Source organism: Mameliella sp. CS4 (genome assembly GCF_019392335.1).
In the GTDB taxonomy this organism is placed as follows: domain Bacteria; phylum Pseudomonadota; class Alphaproteobacteria; order Rhodobacterales; family Rhodobacteraceae; genus Antarctobacter.
This window is the reverse complement of record NZ_JAHXRQ010000002.1, coordinates 22,987-48,016: the sequence shown is the minus strand read 5'-3', so window position 1 is coordinate 48,016 and position 25,030 is coordinate 22,987. Positions and strand designations below refer to the sequence as shown.

Genomic DNA, 25,030 nt, shown 5'->3' with positions numbered 1-25,030 from the left:
CGATGCGAAAGCTTTTCCTTGGCGTCGCTCTCTGCCTTGGCCTGCCCCCTGTGGCAGGCCTTGCGCAGCAGGGCGAAATATTCATCCAGGGTGACGACCCCATCATGTCGTTCAAACCCGAACCGCAAAGCCCGATGGCACGGTGCCTTCTGAACTCGAACGCGGGCAACTGTGCCGGTGTCGATATCGACCCGGACGGGATCGCGCTGGAAAGCGCGGGGCCTGGCGTTGAATACGAAACGCTGGTGCTGGACCTTGACAACAACAAGGTCGTCGTCAGCAAGACCCCCCCGCCCGAGCCGCCGAAATACGACGCGCCGGAGCCGCCCAAGACCGGCAAGGTGGTTCTGCCTTCGGTCGCGATCACGATCGAGTTCGATTATGACAGCGACAAGGTCCGGCAGGACCAGAGCGGCAAGATCGACACGCTGATCGCCGCGCTGAACGATCCGGCGCTGCAGGGCACCTCTTATGCGGTTGTCGGCCATACCGACGCCGTGGGGTCCGACGGGTACAACTGTGACCTCAGCCTGCGCCGCGCGGCCTCGGTGACGCGGATCCTCGAAGGGGCGTACGTGGGCGTGCCGCTCTACCCGGTCGGATGGGGCGAATACGTCCTCAAGAACGAGGCCTACCCCGACGCACCGGAAAACCGCCGCGTGACCTTCATGCGCCTACCCAACACGCCGGGCGCTGTCCTGCAGACCGCAACCCAGGTCTGCCAATACTGACCCAAGGCGCCTCGCCCGCAACAGGGCGGGGCGCATAACGTCAACCGTCGCGCAGCAATGATCGCGATTAGCGCAGTTTGACACTTGCCTGCCCGGGAAGGGCGCCGCTACCTTGTGGTGGGCGCGCAGCCTCTGGACATTTCCTTCCGGGCAAGGACCGAATTTCGAATGAATTCCAACAACGACACGGGCGGGTCACTTCGGGCCCCGCTGGCCAATTTCCTCACCTATCGCTTTGCCAGGGTACAGTCCAAGCTCAATGCGCAGGCCTCGCGCATCCTGCGGGAACACTCCGGCGTCACCATCACCCAATGGCGCATCATCGCGGTGATCGGCGATGGCGGGCGGTGCACCTCGGCCCAGTTGTCGCGCATGACGGCGATGGACAAGGGCCTGATCAGCCGCAACGTCAAGTCGCTGAGTGCCGAAGGCTACCTGACCGTGACCCGTGACCAGACCGACAACCGCGCGCTTCACCTGGATCTGACCGACAAAGGGCGCGGAATATTCGCACGCACCATGCCAAGGATGCAGGCCCGCCAGAAGGCGCTGCGCGCCTACCTGAACGAAAGCCAGCTAGACCTTCTGATGCAGACATTTGACACGCTGGAAAAGGCGGCGGAGGACCCGAGCGTCTGAACTGGCCCTAGAACGTTACCCGAGTACAGCCCTGCCCGGCGCTGTCGGCGACGGCGTGGATCACACGTTCAAAATCCAGCGCGTCCTGCATCGAAGGGTAGGCCCGTCCGCCGTCCCGGATCGCCGCCAGCAGGTCCCCTGCTTCGATGGTCTTGAGGTCGCCAAAACCCAGCTGGTGCCCCGGTGCCGGCACAAAGGCGCCAAAGGGCGGGTGCTCTGGCCCGGTCAGAATCGTGCGGAACCCCTGTTCCGCTTTCGGTCCGTCGTTCAGGTAGACCTGCAATTCGTTCATCCGCTCCTGGGCAAAGCAGATCATGCCCCTGGTGCCGTGGATTTCCCAGTCGAGCTTGTTCTTGCGGCCCCAGGCTGACCGAGAGCTGGAAATCGACCCATGCGCGCCATTGGCAAAACGCAAGAGCGCCGTCGCCGTATCCTCGTTCTCGACCGCGGCCCGGCCCGATCCGTCGGGCAGCGGTCGGGTTTCGTGGATGATCTGCATATCGGCCACCAGGCTTTCGATCGGCCCGGCAAGGCCCACGACCATCGACACAAGGTGGCACCCCAGGTCGCCAAGCGTGCCAAGGCCCGCGTCCTGCAGCCGCGCGCGCCAGGTCCAGGGCAGGTCGGGATCGGCCTGGTAGTCCTCGTCCACCCAGCCGCGCACATGCACCACGCGACCGATGCGCCCCTCTTCGATCAGCTTTTTCGCGTGCAGAAAAGCCGGGTTGCGGATGTAGTTGTAACCCACCATCGTGACGGTCCCGGCCTCTTGCGCGGCCCGGGCCATCTCTTCGGCCTCGGCCAGGGTCAGCGCCATCGGCTTTTCACACCAGACATGTTTGCCCGCCTTCAGCGCGGCGCAGGCCATTTCATGATGCAGATTGTTCGGCGTGGTGATCGAGACCACGTCGACCGCCGGATCGGCGACAAGCGCGCGCCAGTCCCCGGTCGCGCGGGCAAAACCGAACTGATCCGCCATCTCTCTCGCCCGGTCATCGGGTGTATCGCAGAGCATCTCCAGCCGCACTTCCGGCAGGTCACGCCCCAGAACCGCCCGCGCGGCGCCCCAGGCCAGCGCATGGGTCTTGCCCATGAACCCGGTCCCGATCAATCCGATCCCCAATCCTGCCATGATGCCCTCCCCTTGGTGTCCCAGCCCTAGCCGCGTGACGCGATTCGTCCCAGAGAGATTGCAGCCGGGGGATTGGATTTCTTGCAAAATCCCTCATGATGCGCGCGGGCAATTCATCAACTGGCAGGACATGACATGGCCAAGCGTCCGACCATCACAGACCTGGCTCTAGAGGCCGGGGTCAGCGTCGCCACCGTAGACCGCGTGCTGAACGGACGGGCCAAGGTGCGCGAGGAAACCGCACGCCGCGTCTACGAGGCCGCCCAGCGCATCGGCTACCATGCCGCCGCGCTGATCGGGCAACGGATGTTCGCGGATCTGCCGGAGGTGCGGTTCGGCTTTGTCTTTCCCAAGGCGCGGCAGCCGTTCTGGCAGAATGTCGCGCGCGAGATGGAGGCGGCGGTGGCGCGGGCGCCGGGCATTCGCGGCTCGATCGCGGTGGAATTCGCGCCCTCGCAAAGCCCCGGCGACATCGCGGGCCTGCTGACGGGCCTGGCCGACCGTTGCGATGCGCTGGCGGCCTCGGCCGTCAACCACGTCCAGATCACCGATACCGTTGCCCAGTTGCAGGCGCAGGGGGTGCCCTGTTTCGCCATGCTCAACGATTTCGCCCAAGGCGTGCGGCAAGGGTACATCGGGCTGAACAACATGAAGGCGGGGCGCATCGCGGCCCACATGATGTTCCGCACCGTCGGCAGCCCGGGCAAGCTGGCGGTCTTCGTCGGCGGCTATCGCTGGCATGGGCACGAGCTGCGCGAGACGGGATTCAGAAGCTATTTCAGAGAGTTCGCCCCGGATTTCCGCATTCTGGACACGATGGTGAACCTGGAGACGCGGCAACTGACCTACGAGACCACGCTGGAGCTGTTGCAGCGGCATCCGGATCTCAAGGGGCTTTATTGTTCGGGGGGCGGCATGGAGGGGGCCATTGCCGCCCTGCGTGAGGCACGGGCGCCCGGCCAGGTGACGCTGATCCTGCACGAGCTGATCCCGGAATCGCGCGCCGCGCTGGCCGACCGCTACGCGGAAATGTCGATTGCCACGCCGCTGGAACAGCTCTGTAACGACACGGTGGCACTGATGGTTGCCGCCGTTCAACAGCAGGAAACTCCAACCCCCGGGCAGCATTTCCTGCGTCCCGATCTCTACCTGCCAGAGTCGGTTTGACCGGGCGGGCAACACCGGTTTGCCTTGTACGTTTTGTACAAAACGTACGGCGTTTTCTGACTTTTGTACAAAACCCTCGGACCCGCGACCCCACCCCGTCAGGATGTGCCGACACCCGGTCGCCAGAACGCCCCGATCACGTCGGGGCCTTTGGGTCAAAACGGTCCACCACAGCCCTGACTGATACGTTTCATCTCATTTGGCAGAAAACCCTCTCTGCCGCCCTCTCAAACCCCCTCACGAATGAGAGGATTCGGGTTGCGGGGAATTGACCACGTGGCCCCTCTCGGCTCAGGTTTGCGCCAACATGTGCCGCGCTGAGGAGAGCGGCATGGATGTTTCGACGGTCCGGAAAGGCAGATAGGCATGGGCAAGACCCTGGATGTGATCACCATTGGCCGGTCCTCGGTGGACCTCTATGGCGCGCAGATCGGCGGGCGGCTCGAAGACATGGCGAGCTTCAACAAGTATATCGGCGGCTCGCCCACCAATATTGCCGCCGGGACCGCGCGACTGGGTCTGAAATCGGCGCTGATCACCCGTGTCGGGGATGAGCACATGGGCCGCTTCATCACCGAGGAATTGCGGAAAGAGGGCGTCGACACGCGCGGCGTGGTGACCGACCCGGAGCGCCTGACCGCGCTGGTGCTGCTGGGCATCCGGGATCAGGAACAGTTTCCGCTGATCTTCTACCGCGACAACTGTGCTGACATGGCGCTGTGCGAAGAGGACATCGACGAGGGGTTCATCACGCAGGCCCGCGCCGTTGTCGCCACAGGCACGCACCTCAGCCACCCGCGCACGGAGGCGGCGGTGCTGAAGGCGCTGAGGATCGCCCGCGAGAACGGGATGCAGACGGCGCTGGACATCGACTATCGCCCGAACCTCTGGGGGTTGGCCGGACATGGCGCCGGCGAGGAACGCTTTATCGCCTCGGACAAGGTGACGGAAACGCTGCAAAGCACGCTGCATCTGTTCGATCTGATCGTCGGCACCGAGGAAGAGTTCCACATCGCGGGGGGCACCACGGACACGATCCAGGCGCTGCGCAATGTCCGCAAGGTCTCGACCGCGACGCTGGTTTGCAAGCGGGGACCGATGGGCGCCGTCGCCTTTGCCGACGAGATCGCAGAGACACTGGACGAGGGCCAGAGCGGCCCCGGCTTTCCCATCGAGGTCTTCAACGTTCTGGGCGCGGGTGACGGCTTCATGTCCGGCCTGCTCAAGGGCTGGCTGACCGACCGGGACTGGCCCACGGCGCTGACCTATGCCAACGCCTGCGGCGCCTTCGCGGTCTCGCGCCACGGCTGCACCCCGGCCTATCCGTCCTGGGCCGAGCTGGAGTTCTTTTTGCAACGCGGCGTCAAGGAAAAGGCCCTGCGCAAGGACGCCGAGCTGGAACAGGTCCATTGGGCCACCAACCGCAAGGGCGACTGGTCGACCATGCGGGTCTTTGCCTTTGACCACCGGATGCAGATGGAGGAGCTGGACGGCGCCACGCCGGAAAAGATCGGCCAGTTCAAGTCTCTCTGCCTGGACGCCTGCGCGCAGGTCGCGAATGGGCAGCGCGGCTACGGGGTGCTCTGTGACAGCCGCCTGGGGCGCGATGCGCTCTACAAGGCCGCGGGCACCGGCCTGTGGATCGGGCGCCCTGTGGAATGGCCCGGGTCGCGCCCGCTGACACTGGAACCCGAGATCGGGCCGGATTTCGGCGGGCTGAACGAATGGCCGCTGGAACATGTGGTCAAGGTCCTGTGTTTCTACCATCCCGACGACCCGGCCGAGATGCGCGCCGAACAAGAGGCGACCGTGACCCGCCTGTTCCATGCCGCGCGCCGCAACCGGCTGGAATTCCTGCTGGAGGTCATCCCCTCGAAGGCGGGACCGGTCGATGACGAAACCACGGCGCAGGTGATCCGCCGGTTCTACGGCTTGGGCGTCTATCCCGACTGGTGGAAGGTGGAGCCGATGACCTCGGACGCGGCCTGGCAAAAGACGGTGCAGGCAATCGAGGAGAACGATCCCAACACCCGTGGTATCGTGGTTCTGGGCCTTGGGGCCGAAGAGGCGGCGCTGAAGGAAAGTTTCGAGGTCGCGGCGCGCTATCCGCTGGTAAAAGGCTTTGCCGTGGGCCGCACGATCTTTGCCGATGCGGCGAAGGCCTGGATGACGGGCGCCATGAGTGACGCGGACGCGGTGGCGCAGATGACGGACAATTTCGCACGCCTCTGCGGCCACTGGGATGCCGCACGCGGGGAGGACTGAGACATGACGACGATCCGACTGACCGCCGCACAGGCGTTGGTGCGCTATCTTTCGGCGCAGATGACCGAGGATGGCGAGAGGTTCCTTGCCGGCTGCTGGGGCATTTTCGGCCACGGCAATGTCGCCGGGCTGGGCGAGGCGCTGTACCAGGTACGGGAAGAGCTGCCCACTTTTCGCGGCCACAACGAACAGACGATGGCCCATTGCGCAATTGCCTTTGCCAAGCAGAGCGGGCGGCAGAGGGCCATGATGGTGACATCCTCGATCGGGCCGGGAGCGACGAACATGGTCACCGCCGCCGCGCTGGCGCATGTGAATCGCTTGCCGGTGCTGCTGGTGCCCGGCGATGTCTTTGCGGGCCGCGGCCCGGACCCGGTGCTGCAACAGGTCGAGGATTTCGAGGACGGCACCGTGTCGGCCAATGACTGTTTCCGCCCCGTCTCGCGCTATTTCGACCGGATCACCCGGCCCGAACAGCTGTTGACCGCCCTGCCCCGCGCGATGGCCACCATGACCGATCCCGCGCAATGCGGCCCCGTCTGCCTCGCCTTTTGCCAGGACGTGCAGACAGAGGCGTTTGACTACCCTGAAAGCTTTTTCGAGCCGCGCGTCTGGTATCGCCGCCGCATCCGCCCCGATCACCACGAGCTGCACCGGGTGGTGGAAAAGATCCGCGCCGCGAAACACCCGGTGATCGTCGCCGGGGGTGGCGTGCATTACGCGGAGGCCTGCGGCGACCTGCAGGGTTTTGCCGAGGCGCATAACATCCCGGTGGTCGAGACGCAGGCGGGCAAGTCGGCGCTGGCCTGGGATCACCCGCTGAACCTGGGCCCCGTGGGCGTGACCGGCGCGTCGTCGGCCAATGCGATCTGCGCCGAGGCGGACTTGGTGCTGGGCGTCGGAACGCGGTTTCAGGATTTCACCACCGGGTCCTGGACGGTGTTCAAGAACCCGGCTGCGACGCTGGTGAGCCTGAACGTCAACGCCTATGACGCGGTGAAACATGGTGCGCTGCCCCTGCAGGCGGACGCGCGCACCGGGCTGACGGACCTGGCGCTGGAACTGACCTCCTACCGGGCCGAGGATGTCCCGGCGCAGCTGAAACAAGACTGGTTCGCCGCCGTCGACCCGCTGACCGATGCGCCCGCCGATGGCAACGAACTGCCCACCGACCAACATGTGATCGGGGCGGTGCAGCGTGCCAGCGGGCCGGATACGGTGGTGATGTGCGCCGCCGGCACCATGCCCGGAGAGCTGCACAAGCTGTGGAAGGCCCCGCGCCCCGGCGCCTATCACATGGAATACGGGTTCTCCTGCATGGGCTACGAGATCGCCGGCGCGATGGGGATCAAACTGGCCCAACCCGGGCGCGACGTGGTCTGCATGCTGGGCGACGGCAGCTACATGATGGCCAACTCCGAGCTGGCGACAGCGGTCGCGATGGGGATCAAGATCACCGTGGTCGTGACCGACAACCGCGGCTTCGGCTGCATCAACCGGCTGCAGATGGGCACCGGCGGGGCCGAGTTCAACAACCTCTTCGACCACTCCAGCGTGGCGCAGAGCAACATCGATTTCGCCGCCCATGCGGCCAGCATGGGGGCGGCTGCGGTCCATGTTCAGACCATCGCCGAACTCGAAGAGGCTCTGAAACGGGCCGCCGACGCCACCGGTCCCTTTGTCGTGGTGATCGACACCGACCCTTACCCCAGCACACCGCACGGCGGTCACTGGTGGGACGTGGCCGTGCCCGAGGTCTCGCCCCGCGAGGAAGTGATGGAAGCCCGCAAGGGCTATGAGGCCCGGCTCAAGGAACGCACCTGACCCATGTTGCAGGCCGGGCCCCTGCCCGGCTTGCCCCGCCCCCAAGGGCCCCAAAGGAAAGACACGCCAATGATCCGCTACGGCACCAACCCCATCGCCTGGGCCAACGACGACGACCAGACGCTTGGCGCCCATATCCCCACCGACCAGATCCTGTCCGAGGCCGCCGAAATCGGGTTCGAGGGGATCGAGGGCGGCCACCGTTGGCCCTCCGATCCGCAGGCGCTCAAGGAGCTGCTGGGCAGCCACGGCCTTGTCCTGCCCTCTGCCTGGTATTCGCTGGAACTTTGCGCGCGCTCTGTCGAGGACGAGAAACAGGCAATTCAACCCCACCTGGACATGCTGAAAGTGAACGGTTGTACCGTCTGCATCGCGGCGGAATGTTCAAACACCGTGCATGGCTCGCAGGACACGCCCGTGTCGCAGCGCCCTCGGCTCTCGGCCCGGGACATGGCCGATTACGGCGCCCGGCTCGAAGAGATTGCACAGTTCACCGCCGAGCAGGGCCTGACGCTGGTCTATCACCATCACATGGGCACCATCGTCGAGAGCCCCGAAGACATCGACGCGCTGATGGCGGCCACCGGCCCCGCCACGCATCTGCTCTTTGACACCGGGCATTGCTTTTTCGGCGGTGGCGACCCGGCAGAGGTGCTGGCCCGCCACGCCGCGCGCGTGCGCCACTTCCACGCCAAGAACGTCCGAGAGGACGTCATGAACCAGGTCCGGGGCGAGGATCTGACCTTTCTCGAAGGCGTCCGCCGGGGTGTCTTTACCGTGCCCGGCGATGCCGAGGGCGCAATCGACTTTGCCCCCTGCCTGCAGATCCTGGCCGACACCGGCTATGACGGCTGGCTGGTGATCGAGGCAGAACAGGACCCGGATCTGCGCAACCCGGTGAAATACCAGACCCTTGGCCTGACGACGCTGCGGGACACGGCCCGCGCCACCGGGCTGGACAGGGGCTGACCCATGTTCGACGTCCAGCACCCCTTCTTCATCCCGCTCTGGCGCCGCATCGCAGTGGTGGCCGCCTGCCTGGGCTGGGCGCTGCTGGAACTCAGCTGGGGCAATCCCGGCTGGTCGATCCTGTTCGGCGCCATCGGGTCCTATTGCGCGCACCAGTTCTTTGTCGCCTTCGACGCCGAGGCGATCCGGAAGAAATACACCGACGAGGGAGGATCGTCATGAAAGATACGGCCTATTTCGACGTCACGTCCTGTGACCTTGCAGAATTCGCCCGGCTGACCGGGCAAAGCCTCTCTGCCTCGGACTTGCGGTTTGCCTCGGCGGTGGAGCAGAACGTGCCGGTCTATGACGTGGCCTCCTTGCAGGCAACGCTGGGCGATCCCGCCCAGCGCGCCGAACTGCTGGCGGAATGGGGCTTTGTCCTGGGCCAGTCGGCGGGTGTCCTGGCGCTGAAAGGCGCTTTTGCCGACACCGCCCCCATCGACGCGGCGACAGTGGTCTTTGAGAGCATCATCGCGCGCGAGAGCGAGGCCGGGCTGGGCGCGGGCGATCATTTCGCCAAGGCGGGGTCGAATGCGCGGATCTGGAATTCGCTGCAGAAACACTGCATGGAAGACCCGGAAGGCTTCGCGCTCTACTACGGCAATGCCGCGATTGCCGCCGTCTGCGAGGCCTGGCTGGGCCCCTTCTACCAGATGACGGCGCAAGTGAACCTGGTCCGCCCAGGCGGACAGGCGCAATCGGCGCACCGCGACTATCACCTTGGCTTTCAGACCGCCGAGGTGGCGGCGCGTTTCCCGGCGCATGTGCATGACCTGTCAGCGGTGATGACCCTGCAGGGCGCCGTGGCCCATTGCGACATGCCCATCGAAAGCGGCCCGACAAAGCTGCTGCCCTTCTCGCAGCTGTTCCGCCCCGGATACATGGCCTACCGGCGCGAGGATTTCCGCGACTTCTTTGAGGAACACTATATCCAGCTGCCGCTGGCAAAGGGCGATGCGGTCTTTTTCAACCCCGCGCTGTTCCACGCGGCGGGCGAGAACCGCAGCGGCGATATCGAGCGCATGGCGAACCTGCTTCAGGTCTCCTCGGCGTTTGGCCGGGCGATGGAGACTGTGGATCGCACGGCCATGTGCCGCACGCTCTACCCGGCGATCCAGGCGCTGCGCGCTGCGGGGCGATTGGGGGACGAGTCCCTTGCCGCCGCCGTGGCCGCCGCCGCCGAAGGCTATTCCTTTCCCACCAACCTCGACAGCGACCCGCCGCTGGGCGGGCTTGCCCCCGAAACCCAGAACGCCCTGTTCCACCGCGCCCTGTCCGAAGAGCTCTCGCCCGAGGCCTTTGCGCAGGCGCTTGCAGACCAGGACGCCCGCCGCCAGCCCTGACCCCAGGAAGGACAAGATGACCCAGCTTCTCCGCAAACCCACCGGCACCAGCGGCAAGGTCCACGAGATCACCGTGAACAATGCCCGCACCTCGGAAAGCCCTGACTGGGGCTATGTCGGCTTTGACCTGTGGCGGCTGACCGCCGACCAGCGCGCCGAAGGCCAGACCGGCGACCGTGAGGTGATCCTGGTGCTGGTCGAGGGCAAGGCGCATATCAGCGGCGGCGGCCAGGACTTCGGCGAGTTGGGCGCGCGCACGAGCGTCTTTGACCGCCTCCCGCCGCACGCGGTCTACCTGCCTGCGGGCAGCGACTGGACGGCAACGGCCACCACGGCCTGCACTCTGGCCGTCTGCTCGGCGCCCGCCACCGCCGACTACCCGGCAGCGCAGATCGGTCCCGGGGGCATCGACCTAGTGGAACGCGGGCGTGGCACCAACACGCGCTACATCCACCCCATCGCAATGGAGGAACGCGACGTGGCCTCCTCGCTCCTGGTGACAGAGGTCTACACGCCGTCCGGACACTGGTCCTCCTACCCGCCGCACCGGCATGACGAAGACAACTTCCCCGAGATGACCTATCTCGAGGAAACCTACTACCACCGGCTGAACCCGGCGCAGGGCTACGGCCACCAGCGGGTCTTTACCGAGGACGGCTCGCTGGATGTCACGGTGTCGGTCAAGGACCACGACGTGATGCTGGTGCCGAAAGGGCATCACCCCTGCGGCGCGCCCTATGGTTACGAGATGTATTACCTCAACGTCATGGCCGGCCCGATGCGCAAGTGGCGGTTCCAGAACCACCCCGATCACGACTGGATCGCCCGGCGCGACGCCTGAGGCGCCCGGCCACAAGGTGGCTTTCGAGTATTTTCAGAGAGAAGAAACCAGGGTCCGGAGCCAAGGTTTCTTCTCTCTCCAAATACCTCCGGGGGAGTCGCGCGTAGCGCGACGGGGGCAGCGCCCCCACCTCCGAGGGCGGGACCGGGTGCTGCCGCCGCGCCAGGGCGTAGGGCGGGGTTTACCCCGCCGTCCCACCGTCAGGGCAGCAGCTTGCCCGGGTTCAAAATCCCCTCCGGGTCCAGCGCCGCCTTGATCGCCCGCATCACCTCGAGCGCCACGGGATCCTTGCGCCGCGCCATGGAGGGGCGCTTGGCCAGGCCGATGCCATGTTCGGCGGAAAACGATCCGCCGAGGCCCAGAACCACGTCCTCCACCGCCTGCATCACCGCGTCCTTCTGGCCAGCGTCGCCGATCCAGACCGGGTAATGCACGTTGCCATCGCCGAGGTGAGAGACGACGACCGGCTGGGCGGCGGGATCGATCTGGGCCAACCGTGCGCCGGCCTGTTCCAGGAAGGTTTCGACCTTGTCGAGGGGCACCGAGATGTCGTTGTTGACCAGCGGCACATGCGACAGGGACACCTCGGCCGCCGCCTCGCGCAGCGCCCACATGGCCTCGCGCTGCGCGTCGCTTTGGGCGACGACGGCGTCCAGAACCGCGCCCTCTTCCAGCATCTCGCCCAGGACCTCTTCGAGGTAGCCGGCGATCGGCACCTCCCCGTCGGGACCGACCTCGGCGTCGCGCGGGGCGGTGGCGCCCAGTTCGACAAGGATCGTCACCTCATGGTCGCTGTCGAGGACCGGCCGCGCCTCGGGGTGCATCCGCGCGTATTGCTGAATGTAAAATCGCGACATGAATTCAAAGGCCTCGACCGCGCCGCCGGTCACGTCCTGCAGTCGATTCAACACCTCCAGCGCCCCCGACAGCGAGTCCGTTGCCACCATCGCGGTGGCATAGGCGCGCGGCTGCGGCACCAGTTTCAGCACCGCCCGGGTGATGACACCCAGCGTCCCCTCGGAGCCGATCAGCAGGTGGCGCAGGTCATAGCCGGTGTTGTTCTTGTGCAGTTCCGACATCAGGTCGACCACGCGGCCATCGGCCAGCACCGCCTCCAGCCCCAGCACCAGGTCCCGGGTGTTGCCGTAGCGCAGAACATTGGACCCGCCCGCGTTGGTGGCGAGAATGCCGCCGATCCGGGCAGAGCCCTTGGCGCCGAAGGTCATCGGAAAGCTCAGCCCCTCGGCCTCTGCGGCGGCGTGCAGATCGCTGAGGATCACGCCCGCCTCGACCACCGCCAGCCTTGCGGGGGCGCGGATCTCCTCGATCCGCGTCATCCGGTCGAGCGAGAGCATCACCGCCCCCTCGCCCGAGGTTCCGCCCGCCAGCCCGGTATGGCCCGAGACCGTCACCACCGGGACCCGGTCCGCATGGGCCGCGCGCAAGACGGCGGCGACCTCTGCTGTGCTGCGGGGGCGTGCCACGCAGAGCGGCGTCCAGGCATATTGTCCGGTCCAGTCACGCGACCAGGCGGCCATGTCCTCGCCGGTCAGGACACCGGCCGCGTCCAGCTCGGCGCGCAGCGTCTCGACAAGGCTCATTGCGGCACCTCGAAAGTCAGCGAGGCCCAGAGGCTTTCCCAGGCCGGGTCCTTGTCGTCCTCGATCTCCAGTTCGCGCATGACCACGGCATCGACCAGGTAGAAATGCCCCGGCTTCACCTCGACCGTCGCGCGCCCCTTGTCGTCGGTTCGGTAAAGGCGGATCGTCACCTCGCCCGCCGGGTCCCGTTCGAACAGTTCCACCTGAACGTCCACGCGCGGCGCGCCCTGGTAGAGTACGCGCACCGGCAGGCCGCCGGAGAGGTCGTCAGTGTAGGGGTTCGCCTCGGCCACGATCTCGGTCAGGAGCCCCACCTCGCGGTCAGCGCCCGTACCATCACCCAATGCCACCAGGCTCTTGGCGTGGCGGGAATAGCGTTCGCGCACGCGTTCCTGGCCCAGCCCCCGTTCAAGGTGCCGGTCAAGCGCCCAGGTGAAATCCTTGTGCTCGACGAAGGTGAGGAATTTTTCCCACTCGGTATAGGTCAGGCTGTAGTCGCGGGTGACATGCACGATTGTCGCCAGCCCCGTGCCCTCGGGCACCATGTTCAGCGCGGGTTTATCGCCCAACCGCCCCTCGACAGGTTCGACCCCTGCGGAGGTCACTATATCGAAGCGTTTGAAGTTGCGGGGGTTGTAGCTATAGGTCGCGCCCTTCAGCTTTGTTCCGACGAGGGTCTGCGCCAGGACAGGCGCTTCGTCGGGGATCACGAAGCCCTCAGGCTCGATCCAGAATTCATGAGCCGACAGCGGCCCGGCCAGCAGGGCCAGGACCCAGGTCAATCGCAACATCCGGCGCTCCTTTGTGCCTTTTGCCGCAATCTAGCGCCCTGCCACGTCAACGCAACGGGATCAGGCCGCGCCGCGCAGCCTTGTTTCCATTTCGCCAGCCAGTTCGGCCACCCGCTTGCGGAACCGTTTGTCCATGCCGCCGCGCGCCAGTTTCATCGATTGCAGGAACAGACGGGCCGACAGGGTCCGCGCGGCCATGACCGTGGTCACGTTGATCCGGGTGCGCGTGGGCGACAGCGCCACGACATCCAGCGTCAGCTTTATGTCCAGCCCACCCGACAGGGTGTCAAAAACCATCCGCTCCGGCGGCTGGTAGTCGGTCAGGGTGATCGCGGCCGCGCGCCGCTTGCCGCGAAACTGGAACGCCACGTCCCAGGCCATCCCAGCGCCCGGACCATCCCCGGTGCGGGTCACGTCCAGGCCGCGCCGCATGGCCTGCCGTTCGATGGTGTCGAAATCCGCCATCATGGCAAAGACCCGGTCCTGCGGGGCTTCGATATCTTCGCGTGCCGTGAGTTCCATCTGCCTGCTCTTGCCTCATCTTGTCCGGCTGTTTTCGGCACCCTACCCCAAGCCGCGTCTCAGTCCAATCTATCCGCCATCCAGTTAAGCAACATGAAATGCGCGATGGCGCCCTTGCGCGCGGGCAGCAACCCTTCGCGCAGGCCCGCCGCCGCCTCGGCCACCTCTTCGCGGGTGACCCAGATCGCGTCTTCAAGCTCTGCCGGGTCCACCGTGATCTCGTCGCTCAACGCCTCGCCGTGGCAGCCGAACATCAGCGAGGCCGGAAAGGCCCAGGGCTGGCTGGCAAGGTAGCGGACAGGGCCGACGCGGATGCCCGCCTCTTCCCAGGTCTCGCGCCGTACCGCGGCCTCGATCGTCTCGCCCGGTTCGACGAAACCGGCGAGGCAGGAATACATGCCGTCGGGCCAGCCCGGAGAGCGGCCCAGCAAACAGCGGTTGCCCCGGGTGATCAGCATGATCACCACCGGGTCCGTGCGCGGGAAATGCTGCCCGCCGCAGGCCGGGCAGATCCGGGTCCAGCCGGCCTGGTGCATCTCGGACTCGGCGCCGCAACGCGAGCAGAACCGGTGACTGCCGTGCCAGCCGTGCACCGCCTTGGCCGTGGCCGCCAATTCGGCGTCGCGTGGCGTCAGCCGGGTCATGATCCGGCGCAGCTCGGCAAAGCGGGCCTCGGGACAGCTGGGGTGGCTGTATTCGCTGGGATCGAGAAAGCTCGCCTGTGCTTCGGCGTCGAATTCCGGTGGGGTCCAGCCCGAAATGTCATGCGAGAAGACCGCCGCGCCCTCTTCACGACCCAGAAGGATCGGTGGGCTGCCGGCCTCGGCCAGGATCGGGTGATCCAGAGGCAGGCGCATGGCCTCCATCATTCCCTCACCCGTGACCAGCGGCTTGCCGCGCCAGATGAGGATCGTGCGCGCCCGCGCGTCCTGCATCGCGGCGGCAAGCGCACCGATGTCGCCCCGGATCTCTGCCGCGCGATCCAGCCCGGATCCCCCGAATGTCACCTCTTCCGCGTGCCGCATCCTGTCCCCCGTTCCAGCGCCCCGCACATTTGCCCGCCCGGGACCGGGATGCAAACCCAAAGCCGGTGCGATTTCCCCCAGGTAAGCCCATCGCGGTCCGAAAGAATCGTGCTAGCGTCACATCACTGTTGGAATTTCCGGATCAAACCCGTCATGCAGCCAAACTTTGGGAAAAACCATGTCACAGTCCTTTGATGCACGTCTCACGCGGCGCCAGTTCCTTGCCAGCTCCACCGCCGGGGCCGCCCTGATCGTCTTGCATCCCTATTCGGCCCATGCGGCGGCCAACCAGGCGCATCTGCGCATCATGGAAACCACGGACATCCACGTCCACGTCCACCCTTACGACTATTACGCCGACAAGCCGCGCGACACCGTCGGCCTGTCGCGCACCGCCTCGATCATCGAGGGCATCCGCGCCGAGGCGACCAACACCATGTTGCTGGACAATGGCGATTTCCTGCAGGGCAACCCGATGGGCGATTACATCGCCTATGAACGCGGCATGAAAGAGGGCGACATGCACCCGGTCGTGACCGCGATGAACACGCTGGGCTTTGACGCGGCCACCATCGGCAACCATGAGTTCAACTACGGCCTCGACTTCCTGATGAAGAGCATGGCGGGCGCCGATTTCCCGGTGGTCCTGGCGAACATCGCCAAGTCCCAGGGCGCGACCGCGCGCGAGGACGAGACGCTGTTCAAACCCTATGTCATCCTCGACCGGATGCTGACCGATGGCGCTGGCGAGACCCATCCGATAAAGGTGGGGGTGATCGGCTTTACCCCGCCGCAGGTCATGAACTGGGACCGCAAGCATCTGGATGGCAACGTGACCGCCCGCGACATCGTCGAGACGGCGAAATCCTACGTCCCCGAGATGCTGGAACAGGGGGCGGAAATCATCGTGGCCCTGTCGCACTCGGGCATCGGGTCCGCCGATCACACGGACGGCATGGAGAACGCCAGCGTTCCGCTGGCCGGGGTCGAGGGCATCGACGCGGTCATGACCGGACATTCGCACCTTGTCTTCCCCTCGCCCACCTATGCCGATTTCGCCGCCGTCGACGCGGACAAGGGCACGATCCACGGCAAGCCCGCGGTCATGGGCGGCTTCTGGGGCTCGCACATGGGGCTGATCGACCTTCTGCTGGAACGCGACGGCAACACCTGGCGCGTGGTCAACACCATGTCCGAGGCGCGCCCGATCTCGAAACGCAACGAGGACCGGTCCATCACCGCGCTTGTGGACGATTACCAGCCGGTGATCGACGCGACACAAAAGGAGCATGAGGAAACCCTGGCCTACGTCCGCCGTGCCGTGGGCCAGACCTCGGCGCCGCTGCACAGTTATTTCGCGCTGGTGGCCGACGATCCCTCGGTCCAGATCGTTTCGATCGCGCAGAAATGGTACATCGAACAGATGATGCAGGGGACCGAGTACGAGGGCCTGCCGATCCTGTCGGCCGCCGCCCCCTTCAAGGCCGGGGGCCGGGGCGGACCGGAGTATTACACCGACGTCGCGACGGGCGCCGTGGCGATCAAGAACGTCGCCGACCTCTACCTCTATCCCAACACCGTGCGTGCCGTGAAGGTGACGGGTGCACAGGTCAAGGACTGGCTGGAACGTTCGGCGGGGATGTTCAACCAGGTCGACCCGGGCGCAACCGATGCACCGCTCCTGAACCCCTCCTTCCCGTCCTACAACTTCGACGTGATCGACGGCGTGACCTACCAGATCGACCTCAGCCAACCGTCGAAATTCGGCCCCAAGGGCGCGTTGGAAAACCCGGACGCCAACCGCATCGTCAACCTGATGTTCAACGGCGAGCCGGTGACGGCGGACATGGAATTCGTGATCGCCACCAACAACTACCGCGCCTCGGGCGGCGGAGATTTCCCCGGCGCCAAGGGCGACACGGTTATTTTCGAGGCGCCCGACACCAACCGCGACGTGATCGTGCGCTACATCGTCGAACAGGGCACCATCAACCCCTCCGCCGATGCCAACTGGTCCTTCAAACCGATGGAGGGCACCACGGTCCTGTTCGAGACCGGCCCCAAGGCGCGCGACTATGCCGATGACGTCAAGGGCGTGACCATCGAGGACGCGGGCGAAGGCGCCGACGGCTTCGCGCTGTTCCGCATACAGCTGTAAGACCACGACACGAAACGTTATGGCGGGCGGCTTACGGGCCGCCCGTTTTCCGTCTAGGCCTTGGCCGAAAATGCGCGAACCGGAAAACCAGATGCCCTATGATGCCGTGATCTTTGACCTGGACGGAACGCTGGTCGATACCGAAAGCCTTGCTTTCGTCACCGGGCGCCGGGTGCTGGCCCGCCACGGCGCCGACCTTACAGAGGCGATTTTTCTGCAGCTGGTCGGCACCGCCAATGACACCGGACGCGCGATCCTGGAACAGCATTTCGGCGCGTTGGATTTCGACGCGATCCACGCCGACTGGCTGGAAGAGGACTGCCGCCGGACGGATCAGGGCATCCCGCTCAAACCCGGCGCGATCGACCTGCTGGACCGGCTTGCGGCGCAGGCAACGCCGGTGGCCATCGCCACATCGTCGCGCCGCGCCTCTGCCACACACAAGCTGGCGCAATCCGATCTTGCCCGGCGGTTCGAGGTAGTCGTCACCCGCGATTGTGTGAACCTGCCCAAACCGGCACCCGAACCCTACCTGCTGGCCGCCAGCCGGTTGGGTGCGGACCCGCGCCGCTGCCTTGTCTTCGAGGACAGCAACACCGGCGCGGAGGCCGGATTTGCCGCCGGTATGACCGTGGTGCAGGTGCCCGACCTTGTGCCCCCGTCGGGGCGGCACGCGCACCACCTGGCCGATGACCTGCTGCAGGGGGCAGAGCTGGCGGGCCTGCTCTGACGCGCTTGCGCAGAGCCGCGCGCTCGCCTACTCCATCAGGCAACCAGGTCACACAATGGAACCGCCATGTATCGTTTTCTTCTCGGCATGATCGTCATGGCGCTGATCGGCGCCTATCTCACCAAGCCCGGTCCAGAGGCCGCCGAGGCGGAATTGCGGCGCCAGGTTCAACTGACCGTCGCGAACGAGGAGCTGGACGGCAAGTCCGGCCTGGACGCGGCGGCGCTGTTGCTGTGCCGGGCCGATAACCGCGCCTGTACCGATCTGCTGATGTCGGGCATCGACCTGACCTATGAGGACCGCTACCTCTATGCGCGGATCGACATCAAGGGCTACAAGATGACGGCCACCTGCTACGGTCTTTATACCCGGTTCTTCTGCCCCGGCGGGCTGAGCCGCGAATAGGCTGACGCGGGGCCGTGTCCGCCATTGCACGACGGGAGCGGGCCACATAGCTGTGTGACTGCAGGCTGCCGCGATGACGACGGTAGGACACCAACCAAAAGGCCAGTAATGAGTATTTCAATCCCAGTATCCAGGGCCTGCGCGGCCCTGACTGCCGCTCTGTCCCTGTCGCTTGCCGCCGGCACGGCATTCGCGGATGACCCTGCCGCGGGTGTGCGGACACTCACCGTCCCCTCGGCGGAGCGCGGGACAGAGCTGGACGTCACGGTCTGGTATCCCGCGGCAAGCGGCGGCAGCCCCGTCACGCTGGGCGAAACCCTGTTTTTCCAGGGCACCGCCTCCCTGCAAGGCGCGCCGATTGCGCCCGGCCAACATCCGGTGATCCTGCTGTCGCATGGCGCGGGCCTGGGCGGACGCCCTTCGGCGGCAAGCTGGCTTGCCGCCCCGCTGGCCGAGGCCGGGTTCATCGTCGCCGCCCCCACCCATCCCGGCAACACCGGGCCAGAGCGGTCGGCGGAACAGACAATGAAGCTGTGGCAACGCCCGGCAGACCTGTCGCGCGCGCTGGACGCGTTGCAAGCGGCGCCGGATCTGCAGGCCCATGCCGATCCGGACAGGATCGGTGCCCTGGGCCTGTCGATGGGCGGCAACAGCGCCCTGGGGCTGGCCGGTCCCCGGCTCGACCCGGAACTGTTGGCCGGGTATTGCGACGCCGAGGACCGCAACCCCTCGCTTTGCGCCTGGGTCCGGATGAGCGGCGTCGACCTGCACGCGATGGACATGTCGGTGGCGGGCCGCGACAACTCGGACGATCGGATCGGCTTCGTCATGGCGATAGACCCGGCCCCGGCGGATGTCTTTGCGGCGGACAGCCTGGCAGAGGTGGCGGTGCCGGTCGCGCTGGTGAACCTGGGCCAGGAAGCCGACATTCCCGCGACGCTGCGGGCGGCACCGCTGGCACAGGGCATCCCCGGGGCCGATTACGCGGTGATCGAGGGCGCCACCCACGCCGACATGTTCCCCGCGTGCAAGCCGGGCGCCGCCGAAACGGCACTGGCGCAGGGCATCGAGGACCCGATCTGTCCCGACGGCACCGGCCAGCCCCGCGCTGACCTGCACGCGCAGATGATCGAGATGGTCACATCCGCCTTTACCCAGGCCTTCGACAAGGTCGAGTGAGGCCGGGTCCGCGCCGTTACAGATACGCCTGGTAAAGCTTGACCTTGAGCCCGCCGAAACTCACCGGCGGGCCGGCTGTCAGGTCAAGGCCCGTGGCCTTGGCCAGCCCGCCGTCAGAGGTCACCATGCCCAGCCGCCAGCCCGCAAACCGGTCCCGCAAGACGGCGCCAAGACTGCCATAGAGCGCAAACAGCAGCTTGCGGTTGCCGATCCGCGCGCCATAGGGCGGGTTCACCATGACCAGCCCCGGCGGCCCCTCGGGCCGCTGTAGATCGCTGATCGCCGCGCGGGTAAAGGTGCAGAGGTCGGCCACCCCGGCCCGGTCCGCATTGGCCTGGCTCATCCGGATCGCCCCGTCATCCCGATCCGACCCGAAGAACCGGGCGCCGACCTCGCGCCGCACCTGCTGCGGCGCCTCCGGCACAGGGATCGCCAGACGGTCGAGGGCAAAGCTCCGCGCCCGGCCCGGCGCCAGCCCGGCGGCGATTTCCGCCGCCTCGATGACAAAGGTGCCAGAGCCGCACATCGGGTCCACCACCGGCCCTGTCCCGTCATAGCCGCAGGCGCGCAGGAACAGCGCCGCCAGCGTCTCGCGCATCGGGGCCTTGCCCACCTGCTGCTTCAGGCCCCGCCGGTGCAGCGGCTCTCCCGAGGTATCGACCGAGAAAACCGCCAGGTCGTCCTCGATCCGCAGCATGATCCGCACCGCCTCGTCCGAGGCCTCTTTCAGAACTGGCGCCCCCACCGTCTCGGCGATGGCGCCTTCGACGCGCTGCCGTGCGGCACGGTCGTGATAGATCTTGGAATTCCGGCAGGTCACTTCGACACGCACCGGGACATCGGCCCGCAAGACCGCGCCCCAGTCCAGTTTCCGCGCCCGTTTGTCCAGTTGCGCCAGATGCATCGCCCGGAAGCTGGCAAAGCGCGCCAAGACACGCCCGGCGCCACGCAATTCCCGGTTGGCCCGCGCAACCTCGGCCCAGCCGCCCTGAAAGGTCACGCCGCCCGGCACCTGCGCAGGCTGCGCGAATCCCGCCGCGCGGACCTCGTCCAGCAGGAGCGGTTCCAGCCCCGGCGGCACGCTTGCGAAAATCTCGAATGTCTCATCCATCCCGCCCTCATAAACGCAGCGCGCGGCAAACGGGAGAGTGCATCGCACCCCATTGCAAAATCCGCGCCGGGGTCTTAGATAGACGGTCGAGAGGTTGTGCGGGCAAGCGCCTCGCCAACCCGGTCAGGTCCGGAAGGAAGCAGCCGTAACGAGCCCCGCTTGGGTCGTTACAATCTCTCACCTCAATCGGCCCGGTGCGCAAGCGCCGGGCCGTTGCCTTTCCAACCCGACCGAAAACAGGAAAATCAGCCCGACCGGGCGTGTCTCACGAAGGGCACCGGCTCACGCTCGGCCTTGAGCGACCAGTTGCGCTGCCAGGATTCGAGAAAGGCCCCCCGCTGGACCGAGTGCAGACGCGCCTCGGCCTCGTCCGGGGCCTCGCCCGCCTCGATCATCAGCCTCAAGGCCATCATGCCCGACCGGCCCTTGCCGTCACGGCTATGGAGCATGACGCGCCCACCGCCCAAAAGCGCCTTGCGCACCTGGGTGCTGACCTTTGGCCAGGCCTCTTCGACAGTGGCATTGGGCGCCTCGCCGCGCTTGATCGGCATATGCACCCAGCGCGTGCCCTTGTCCTGAACGTCCTGGCCCAGGGTCTTGGCCCCGGCCTCCAGCATCTCGACATGGCTGACGAGCGAGATCACCATCGCCGGACGCCAGCTGGACAGGTGTTCGAGATCGCCGCGATAGTCGCCCCCGGCGCCGGGCAGCTGGGAAAAGGCGACGATGCCGCCCCCCACGGGCAGGACATGCAGAACGACAGGTCCGGCGGTGCCGGCTGCTTTCTGCTCATCCTCGACCATGCGATGTCTCCCCAATCGGCAGCGACGGTGCCGACGACCGCCCCCACGGTCGCGGATTTCCGCCACCGGGGATAATACACGCCTGTCCGGACCGGCCTAGCGATTCGGACAGGCCAACCCGGGCAATCCCCACCAGAGTCGGGCACTTGCGGCCAATTTTTCACGTAGTGCGTTCAGAATGCCACGGAAAGGCCCGCGCCCGAAGGCGCAGCCCGGCTCAGACCACCTGCCCGGGATGCGACTCGGCCCAGTCCTCCAGGAAGGCGCGAATGTCCTCGCGTCCGGCAAAGCCGATCTCGCGCCGAGGCAGGGCGACGCCGTGAGCCAGCGCCATTTCGAGACAACCGATGTGATCGCGGCTGTCGCGGTCAGGCGCATTCTCGGCCCCGTGCAGGATGGTGGACAGCAGCGTGCCGCCATAGCCATTGACGTGGGACAGGTCGGGTTTCAGCCGCAGAAAGAACCCCATCACATCGGGCAGCCCCTCCCAGCCCGCCGCCTGCACCGGGGTGATCCCCAGGCCATCCGGCAGATCCCAGGGCAGACCCAGCGCCACAAGCCGTTCCAGCACCGGCAGCCGGTCCGGCAGGTGCAGCGTCTCGCGCAGGATGTTGGCATATGCGGCGGGTAGGCGCGCCGGGTCGATGTATTCGCCCGGGCTGTCCTGCCCCTCGGCGGCGCGGGCCAACAGGCTCTCCTCGCGGCTGAGCGGGGTCGCCGCTCCGCGCGCCTCGATCGCCTCGGCCACGGCGCGGTTGCCATGCACGCGGGCAAAGGCATAGGCCGTGGCGCCCAGGTATCTGTGGCTCGGGTCGGCACCCGCCTCAAGCAGCATGTCCACCATGCGCCGGTCGCATCCACGACGGGCCGCCTGGTGCAAGGCAGGCACGACCCAGGGCGCTTCGCCACCCACCTCTTCGGGGTTGAAGTCATCCGGCCGCGCGCCATGCGCCAGCAGCATATCGACCGCTTCGCGATCATGGAAATCCATTGCCCGCAGCAGCGCGTTGGTGCCACGCGGATCGGCCCCGGCCTCCAGCAACATCCGCAAGCCGTCATGATGGCCCAGTTCGGTGGCGTGATAGAGCGACTCGTTGTCGTTCGGGTCGGCGCCGTGATCCAGCAGCCAGCGGGCCAGAACCATGTTGTCCGCGTGACCGATTGCCCCGTAAAGCGCCGACAGCAGGTGATCCTCGCCCTCGGCGGCGGGAAAGCCGTCGTTCACATCGGCCCCATGCGCCAGCAACAGGTCCGCCACCGCCAGCATGTCGGTTTCCAACTCGGGGCGGGCCTTGATCCAGCGAGAATAGGCCAGGTGCAGGATCGGGCGGCGCGGGCCCAGGGTCCGCGTGGCAAGGCCCGGATCGCGGGCCAGTGCCGCAGCCACCGCCTGACGCCGGTAAAGCGCGCATTCCAGGCCAAAGGCCCCATCGGCAAGGTCCGGCGTATCGGTCAACAGCGCCTCGGCAACCGGGGTCTGGCCGTGAAACAGCGCGATCTTCAGCCGCTGCAGTTTCGCGGCGCGGTCCAGCCCCGTCGTCTCGGCGGCGAGTTTCAGGCGCGGCCAGCTGGCAAAACCGTTTTCCTGCGCGATCACATGCAGGAAATCGGCCCGCCGCAGGCTGTCGGGATCGCGCATTGGCGGGTGCTGTTGCACGCGCTGCACGGCCCAGACCTCACGTGCGATATAGGCACGGTGCAGGCGCTTGGCCTCAAAGCGAAGGCAATCGAGCGAAAGCTCGGTCATGATCGGGTTCCTCCGTCACGGCCCGCGATCCGCCAAGTCGGGCCAGAGAAAACCATATGATCGGTGGTCTTCCGTATCGGCCGGCGCAGGTGCTTTCCGCGGATCAGGAGGCCCCCGGCAAGCGGCCTGTCCAAGATGTGCCGCGTCACCGCGCGGAAATCAAGCCACTCCTGCGCTCTTGCGGTCAGAGGGCGGTGGACGGCCCGGCGCGCAGCGCTTACCTTGGCCGCGAGACCAGACAGGACCCCCATGACCGACGCCCCCGCCTACCAGGTGCTCGCCCGCAAGTACCGCCCCGAGACCTTTGCCGATCTCGTCGGGCAGGACGCGATGGTGCGCACGCTGAAAAACGCCTTTGCCGCCGACCGTATCGCCCAGGCCTTTATCATGACCGGCATCCGCGGCACCGGGAAAACGACCACCGCGCGGATCATCGCCAAGGGCATGAACTGCATCGGTGAGGACGGCAACGGCGGGCCGACGACCGAGCCCTGCGGGAAATGCGAACATTGCGTGGCGATCATGGAAGGCCGCCATGTCGACATCCTGGAAATGGACGCCGCCAGCCGGACCGGCGTGGGCGACATCCGCGAGATCATCGACAGCGTGCACTACCGGGCGGCCAGCGCGCGCTACAAGATCTACATCATCGACGAGGTGCACATGCTGTCCAAGAGCGCGTTCAACGCGCTCTTGAAGACGCTGGAAGAACCGCCGGCCCATGTGAAATTCATCTTCGCCACGACAGAGATCCGGCAGGTGCCCGTCACGGTGCTATCCCGCTGCCAGCGGTTCGACCTGCGCCGGATCGAACCCGAGGACATGATCGGCCTCTTGCGCAAGATCGCCAAGGCCGAAGAGGCCGAGATCACCGAGGAGGCGCTGGCGCTGATTACCCGCGCCGCCGAAGGCTCGGCCCGCGATGCGACCTCACTGCTGGACCAGGCGATTTCCCACGGCGCCGGAGAGACCACCGCCGAGCAGGTGCGCGCCATGCTGGGCCTGGCCGACCGGGGACGGGTCATGGACCTGTTCGAACGCATCATGCGCGGCGACGCGGCGGGCGCTTTGGAGGAATTGTCGGCGCAATATGCCGATGGCGCCGACCCGCTGGCGGTCCTGCGCGACCTGGCCGAGCTGACGCACTGGATCTCCGTGGTCAAGATCACGCCGGAGGCCGCCGACGATCCCACCGTCTCGCCCGATGAGCGCGGGCGCGGACAAGCCTTTGCCGATGGCCTGGGGATGCGCGCCTTGGCCCGCGCCTGGCAGATGCTTCTGAAGGCGATCGAGGAGGTCGCGAACGCGCCTTCTGCGATGATGGCCGCCGAGATGGCGGTGATCCGGCTGACCCATGTGGCCGAGGGCCCCTCGCCCGAGGAACTGATGCGCAGGCTGCAGGACAGCCCACCACCGCCCGCGCCGAACGGCGGCCCCGGCGGCGCGCCCGCCGGTCCCGCTGGCGGCATGACGCATGCACCGCAGGCCCATGCACCGCGTGGTGGCGGCGCCCCCGGTGGTGGCACGGTGACCGCCCTTGCCGCCGAGGCCGTCGAGGCGCTGGCCCGCTACCCCACCTTCGACCATGTGCTTGAACTGATCCGCGCCAATCGCGACGTCAAACTTCTGGTCGAGGTCGAAGGGTCGGTGCGGCTCGCCGCCTATCAGCCTGGCCGGATCGAGTTCACCCCGACGGACAATGCCACCCCCGATCTGGCCCAACGGCTTGGCGCGGCGCTGCAACGCTGGACGGGCAACCGCTGGGCGGTGATCCTGGTCAACGGTTGCGAGACGCCAACGGTGGTCGAACGCCGCGATGCCGCCGAATTGGCGCTCAAGGCCGAGGCGCAGGAACACCCCCTGGTGCAAGCCGCGCTGGCGGCCTTTCCCTCTGCGAAAATCACGAACATCCGCACCGCGCAGGAGGCGGCGACCGAGGCATTGGAAGAAGCCCTGCCAGAGGTCGAGGACGAATGGGATCCCTTCGAGGAATGACGCACCTATT

22 protein-coding genes and 1 other RNA gene are annotated in these 25,030 nt (G+C 66.5%); 15 read left to right on the top strand and 8 right to left on the bottom strand.

What is annotated here, in order from left to right:
• The first annotated feature begins 2 nt into the window (after positions 1-2).
• Positions 3-731 carry an OmpA family protein gene (locus tag KZZ07_RS03495; protein WP_255564145.1) on the top strand — a complete coding sequence of 243 codons (729 nt, stop codon included), beginning with the start codon at positions 3-5 and terminating at the stop codon, positions 729-731.
• Between the two features lie 168 nt (positions 732-899).
• Positions 900-1,370 (top strand): MarR family winged helix-turn-helix transcriptional regulator, encoded by a 471-nt coding sequence (locus tag KZZ07_RS03490; RefSeq protein WP_219512307.1) that lies wholly within the window; start codon positions 900-902, stop codon positions 1,368-1,370.
• A gap of 7 nt (positions 1,371-1,377) precedes the next feature.
• On the opposite strand, the gene KZZ07_RS03485 is transcribed toward KZZ07_RS03490, so the two are convergent.
• Positions 1,378-2,502, bottom strand: coding sequence for a Gfo/Idh/MocA family protein (locus tag KZZ07_RS03485; RefSeq protein ID WP_219512306.1), 1,125 nt, complete (start codon positions 2,500-2,502; stop codon positions 1,378-1,380).
• 135 nt (positions 2,503-2,637) lie between these two features.
• Between KZZ07_RS03485 and KZZ07_RS03480 the strand changes: the two genes are divergently transcribed.
• From KZZ07_RS03480 to iolB, 7 genes are all read left to right on the top strand, one after another.
• Positions 2,638-3,669 (top strand): LacI family DNA-binding transcriptional regulator, encoded by a 1,032-nt coding sequence (locus KZZ07_RS03480; protein ID WP_219512305.1) that lies wholly within the window; start codon positions 2,638-2,640, stop codon positions 3,667-3,669.
• 366 nt (positions 3,670-4,035) lie between these two features.
• Positions 4,036-5,934: a bifunctional 5-dehydro-2-deoxygluconokinase/5-dehydro-2-deoxyphosphogluconate aldolase gene (locus KZZ07_RS03475; protein ID WP_219512304.1), complete on the top strand. Its 1,899-nt coding sequence runs from the start codon at positions 4,036-4,038 to the stop codon at positions 5,932-5,934.
• Between the two features lie 3 nt (positions 5,935-5,937).
• The gene (iolD, locus tag KZZ07_RS03470; protein ID WP_219512303.1) at positions 5,938-7,758 is read left to right on the top strand and encodes a 3D-(3,5/4)-trihydroxycyclohexane-1,2-dione acylhydrolase (decyclizing); all 1,821 of its coding nucleotides are present in this window, start codon (positions 5,938-5,940) and stop codon (positions 7,756-7,758) included.
• A gap of 69 nt (positions 7,759-7,827) precedes the next feature.
• Complete coding sequence (gene iolE, locus KZZ07_RS03465) at positions 7,828-8,727, top strand: myo-inosose-2 dehydratase (protein ID WP_219512302.1); 900 nt, start codon at positions 7,828-7,830, stop codon at positions 8,725-8,727.
• A 3-nt stretch (positions 8,728-8,730) separates the two neighbouring features.
• A complete protein-coding gene (locus KZZ07_RS03460; RefSeq protein WP_219512301.1) occupies positions 8,731-8,949 on the top strand; it encodes a hypothetical protein in 219 nt (72 codons plus the stop codon).
• On the top strand, positions 8,946-10,112 hold the full coding sequence (locus tag KZZ07_RS03455) for a phytanoyl-CoA dioxygenase family protein (RefSeq protein WP_219512300.1): 1,167 nt from the start codon (positions 8,946-8,948) through the stop codon (positions 10,110-10,112). Before KZZ07_RS03460 ends, KZZ07_RS03455 begins: the two co-directional genes overlap by 4 nt.
• Before the next feature lie 16 nt (positions 10,113-10,128).
• Positions 10,129-10,953 carry a 5-deoxy-glucuronate isomerase gene (iolB, locus tag KZZ07_RS03450; protein ID WP_219512299.1) on the top strand — a complete coding sequence of 275 codons (825 nt, stop codon included), beginning with the start codon at positions 10,129-10,131 and terminating at the stop codon, positions 10,951-10,953.
• 200 nt (positions 10,954-11,153) lie between these two features.
• Here iolB and KZZ07_RS03445 read toward each other — a convergent pair whose 3' ends face one another.
• From KZZ07_RS03445 to nudC, 4 genes are read right to left on the bottom strand one after another with little or no spacing between them, the layout of a single operon-like run.
• A complete protein-coding gene (locus KZZ07_RS03445) occupies positions 11,154-12,554 on the bottom strand; it encodes an FAD-binding oxidoreductase (RefSeq protein WP_219512298.1) in 1,401 nt (466 codons plus the stop codon).
• Positions 12,551-13,345 carry a DUF4198 domain-containing protein gene (locus KZZ07_RS03440; RefSeq protein WP_219512297.1) on the bottom strand — a complete coding sequence of 265 codons (795 nt, stop codon included), beginning with the start codon at positions 13,343-13,345 and terminating at the stop codon, positions 12,551-12,553. Before KZZ07_RS03440 ends, KZZ07_RS03445 begins: the two co-directional genes overlap by 4 nt.
• 60 nt (positions 13,346-13,405) lie before the next feature.
• The gene (locus tag KZZ07_RS03435; protein WP_219512296.1) at positions 13,406-13,867 is read right to left on the bottom strand and encodes an SRPBCC family protein; all 462 of its coding nucleotides are present in this window, start codon (positions 13,865-13,867) and stop codon (positions 13,406-13,408) included.
• 59 nt (positions 13,868-13,926) lie between these two features.
• Positions 13,927-14,892, bottom strand: a complete 966-nt coding sequence (gene nudC, locus KZZ07_RS03430) for an NAD(+) diphosphatase (protein WP_219512295.1) — start codon at positions 14,890-14,892, stop codon at positions 13,927-13,929.
• Positions 14,893-15,070: 178 nt separating this feature from the next.
• Between nudC and KZZ07_RS03425 the strand changes: the two genes are divergently transcribed.
• The 4 genes from KZZ07_RS03425 to KZZ07_RS03410 all read left to right on the top strand — a co-directional run bounded on the left by KZZ07_RS03425 (position 15,071) and on the right by KZZ07_RS03410 (position 19,364).
• Complete coding sequence (locus KZZ07_RS03425; RefSeq protein WP_219512294.1) at positions 15,071-17,050, top strand: bifunctional 2',3'-cyclic-nucleotide 2'-phosphodiesterase/3'-nucleotidase; 1,980 nt, start codon at positions 15,071-15,073, stop codon at positions 17,048-17,050.
• 91 nt (positions 17,051-17,141) lie between these two features.
• Complete coding sequence (locus tag KZZ07_RS03420; protein WP_219512293.1) at positions 17,142-17,780, top strand: HAD family hydrolase; 639 nt, start codon at positions 17,142-17,144, stop codon at positions 17,778-17,780.
• Between the two features lie 66 nt (positions 17,781-17,846).
• On the top strand, positions 17,847-18,185 hold the full coding sequence (locus KZZ07_RS03415; protein ID WP_219512292.1) for a hypothetical protein: 339 nt from the start codon (positions 17,847-17,849) through the stop codon (positions 18,183-18,185).
• A gap of 108 nt (positions 18,186-18,293) precedes the next feature.
• Positions 18,294-19,364 (top strand): alpha/beta hydrolase family protein, encoded by a 1,071-nt coding sequence (locus KZZ07_RS03410; RefSeq protein ID WP_219512291.1) that lies wholly within the window; start codon positions 18,294-18,296, stop codon positions 19,362-19,364.
• A gap of 16 nt (positions 19,365-19,380) precedes the next feature.
• On the opposite strand, the gene KZZ07_RS03405 is transcribed toward KZZ07_RS03410, so the two are convergent.
• Complete coding sequence (locus KZZ07_RS03405) at positions 19,381-20,475, bottom strand: THUMP domain-containing class I SAM-dependent RNA methyltransferase (protein ID WP_219512290.1); 1,095 nt, start codon at positions 20,473-20,475, stop codon at positions 19,381-19,383.
• Positions 20,476-20,560: 85 nt separating this feature from the next.
• Here KZZ07_RS03405 and ffs point away from each other — a divergent pair.
• Positions 20,561-20,660: signal recognition particle sRNA small type (ffs, locus tag KZZ07_RS03400), an RNA gene on the top strand.
• 60 nt (positions 20,661-20,720) lie between these two features.
• Here ffs and KZZ07_RS03395 read toward each other — a convergent pair.
• Both KZZ07_RS03395 and KZZ07_RS03390 read right to left on the bottom strand, forming a co-directional pair.
• Positions 20,721-21,278, bottom strand: coding sequence for a protein-tyrosine phosphatase family protein (locus KZZ07_RS03395; RefSeq protein WP_219512289.1), 558 nt, complete (start codon positions 21,276-21,278; stop codon positions 20,721-20,723).
• Between the two features lie 217 nt (positions 21,279-21,495).
• Positions 21,496-23,025, bottom strand: a complete 1,530-nt coding sequence (locus KZZ07_RS03390; RefSeq protein WP_219512288.1) for an ankyrin repeat domain-containing protein — start codon at positions 23,023-23,025, stop codon at positions 21,496-21,498.
• Between the two features lie 249 nt (positions 23,026-23,274).
• Between KZZ07_RS03390 and KZZ07_RS03385 the strand changes: the two genes are divergently transcribed.
• Positions 23,275-25,020, top strand: a complete 1,746-nt coding sequence (locus KZZ07_RS03385; protein WP_370631065.1) for a DNA polymerase III subunit gamma/tau — start codon at positions 23,275-23,277, stop codon at positions 25,018-25,020.
• Positions 25,021-25,030 lie beyond the last annotated feature (10 nt).

What these genes read in the sequence shown, in the direction of transcription:
- iolE (WP_219512302.1), top strand. Translation starts at nt 7,828, where the DNA reads ATGATCCGCTACGGCACCAACCCCATCGCCTGGGCCAACGACGACGAC.
- iolD (WP_219512303.1), top strand. Translation starts at nt 5,938, where the DNA reads ATGACGACGATCCGACTGACCGCCGCACAGGCGTTGGTGCGCTATCTT.
- KZZ07_RS03455 (WP_219512300.1), top strand. Translation starts at nt 8,946, where the DNA reads ATGAAAGATACGGCCTATTTCGACGTCACGTCCTGTGACCTTGCAGAA.
- KZZ07_RS03405 (WP_219512290.1), bottom strand. Translation starts at nt 20,475, where the DNA reads ATGGATGAGACATTCGAGATTTTCGCAAGCGTGCCGCCGGGGCTGGAA.
- KZZ07_RS03460 (WP_219512301.1), top strand. Translation starts at nt 8,731, where the DNA reads ATGTTCGACGTCCAGCACCCCTTCTTCATCCCGCTCTGGCGCCGCATC.
- KZZ07_RS03480 (WP_219512305.1), top strand. Translation starts at nt 2,638, where the DNA reads ATGGCCAAGCGTCCGACCATCACAGACCTGGCTCTAGAGGCCGGGGTC.
- KZZ07_RS03445 (WP_219512298.1), bottom strand. Translation starts at nt 12,554, where the DNA reads ATGAGCCTTGTCGAGACGCTGCGCGCCGAGCTGGACGCGGCCGGTGTC.
- KZZ07_RS03485 (WP_219512306.1), bottom strand. Translation starts at nt 2,502, where the DNA reads ATGGCAGGATTGGGGATCGGATTGATCGGGACCGGGTTCATGGGCAAG.
- KZZ07_RS03490 (WP_219512307.1), top strand. Translation starts at nt 900, where the DNA reads ATGAATTCCAACAACGACACGGGCGGGTCACTTCGGGCCCCGCTGGCC.
- KZZ07_RS03385 (WP_370631065.1), top strand. Translation starts at nt 23,275, where the DNA reads ATGACCGACGCCCCCGCCTACCAGGTGCTCGCCCGCAAGTACCGCCCC.
- KZZ07_RS03440 (WP_219512297.1), bottom strand. Translation starts at nt 13,345, where the DNA reads ATGTTGCGATTGACCTGGGTCCTGGCCCTGCTGGCCGGGCCGCTGTCG.
- KZZ07_RS03435 (WP_219512296.1), bottom strand. Translation starts at nt 13,867, where the DNA reads ATGGAACTCACGGCACGCGAAGATATCGAAGCCCCGCAGGACCGGGTC.
- KZZ07_RS03410 (WP_219512291.1), top strand. Translation starts at nt 18,294, where the DNA reads ATGAGTATTTCAATCCCAGTATCCAGGGCCTGCGCGGCCCTGACTGCC.
- KZZ07_RS03475 (WP_219512304.1), top strand. Translation starts at nt 4,036, where the DNA reads ATGGGCAAGACCCTGGATGTGATCACCATTGGCCGGTCCTCGGTGGAC.
- KZZ07_RS03415 (WP_219512292.1), top strand. Translation starts at nt 17,847, where the DNA reads ATGTATCGTTTTCTTCTCGGCATGATCGTCATGGCGCTGATCGGCGCC.
- KZZ07_RS03395 (WP_219512289.1), bottom strand. Translation starts at nt 21,278, where the DNA reads ATGGTCGAGGATGAGCAGAAAGCAGCCGGCACCGCCGGACCTGTCGTT.
- KZZ07_RS03425 (WP_219512294.1), top strand. Translation starts at nt 15,071, where the DNA reads ATGTCACAGTCCTTTGATGCACGTCTCACGCGGCGCCAGTTCCTTGCC.
- KZZ07_RS03495 (WP_255564145.1), top strand. Translation starts at nt 3, where the DNA reads ATGCGAAAGCTTTTCCTTGGCGTCGCTCTCTGCCTTGGCCTGCCCCCT.
- KZZ07_RS03390 (WP_219512288.1), bottom strand. Translation starts at nt 23,025, where the DNA reads ATGACCGAGCTTTCGCTCGATTGCCTTCGCTTTGAGGCCAAGCGCCTG.
- iolB (WP_219512299.1), top strand. Translation starts at nt 10,129, where the DNA reads ATGACCCAGCTTCTCCGCAAACCCACCGGCACCAGCGGCAAGGTCCAC.
- KZZ07_RS03420 (WP_219512293.1), top strand. Translation starts at nt 17,142, where the DNA reads ATGCCCTATGATGCCGTGATCTTTGACCTGGACGGAACGCTGGTCGAT.
- nudC (WP_219512295.1), bottom strand. Translation starts at nt 14,892, where the DNA reads ATGCGGCACGCGGAAGAGGTGACATTCGGGGGATCCGGGCTGGATCGC.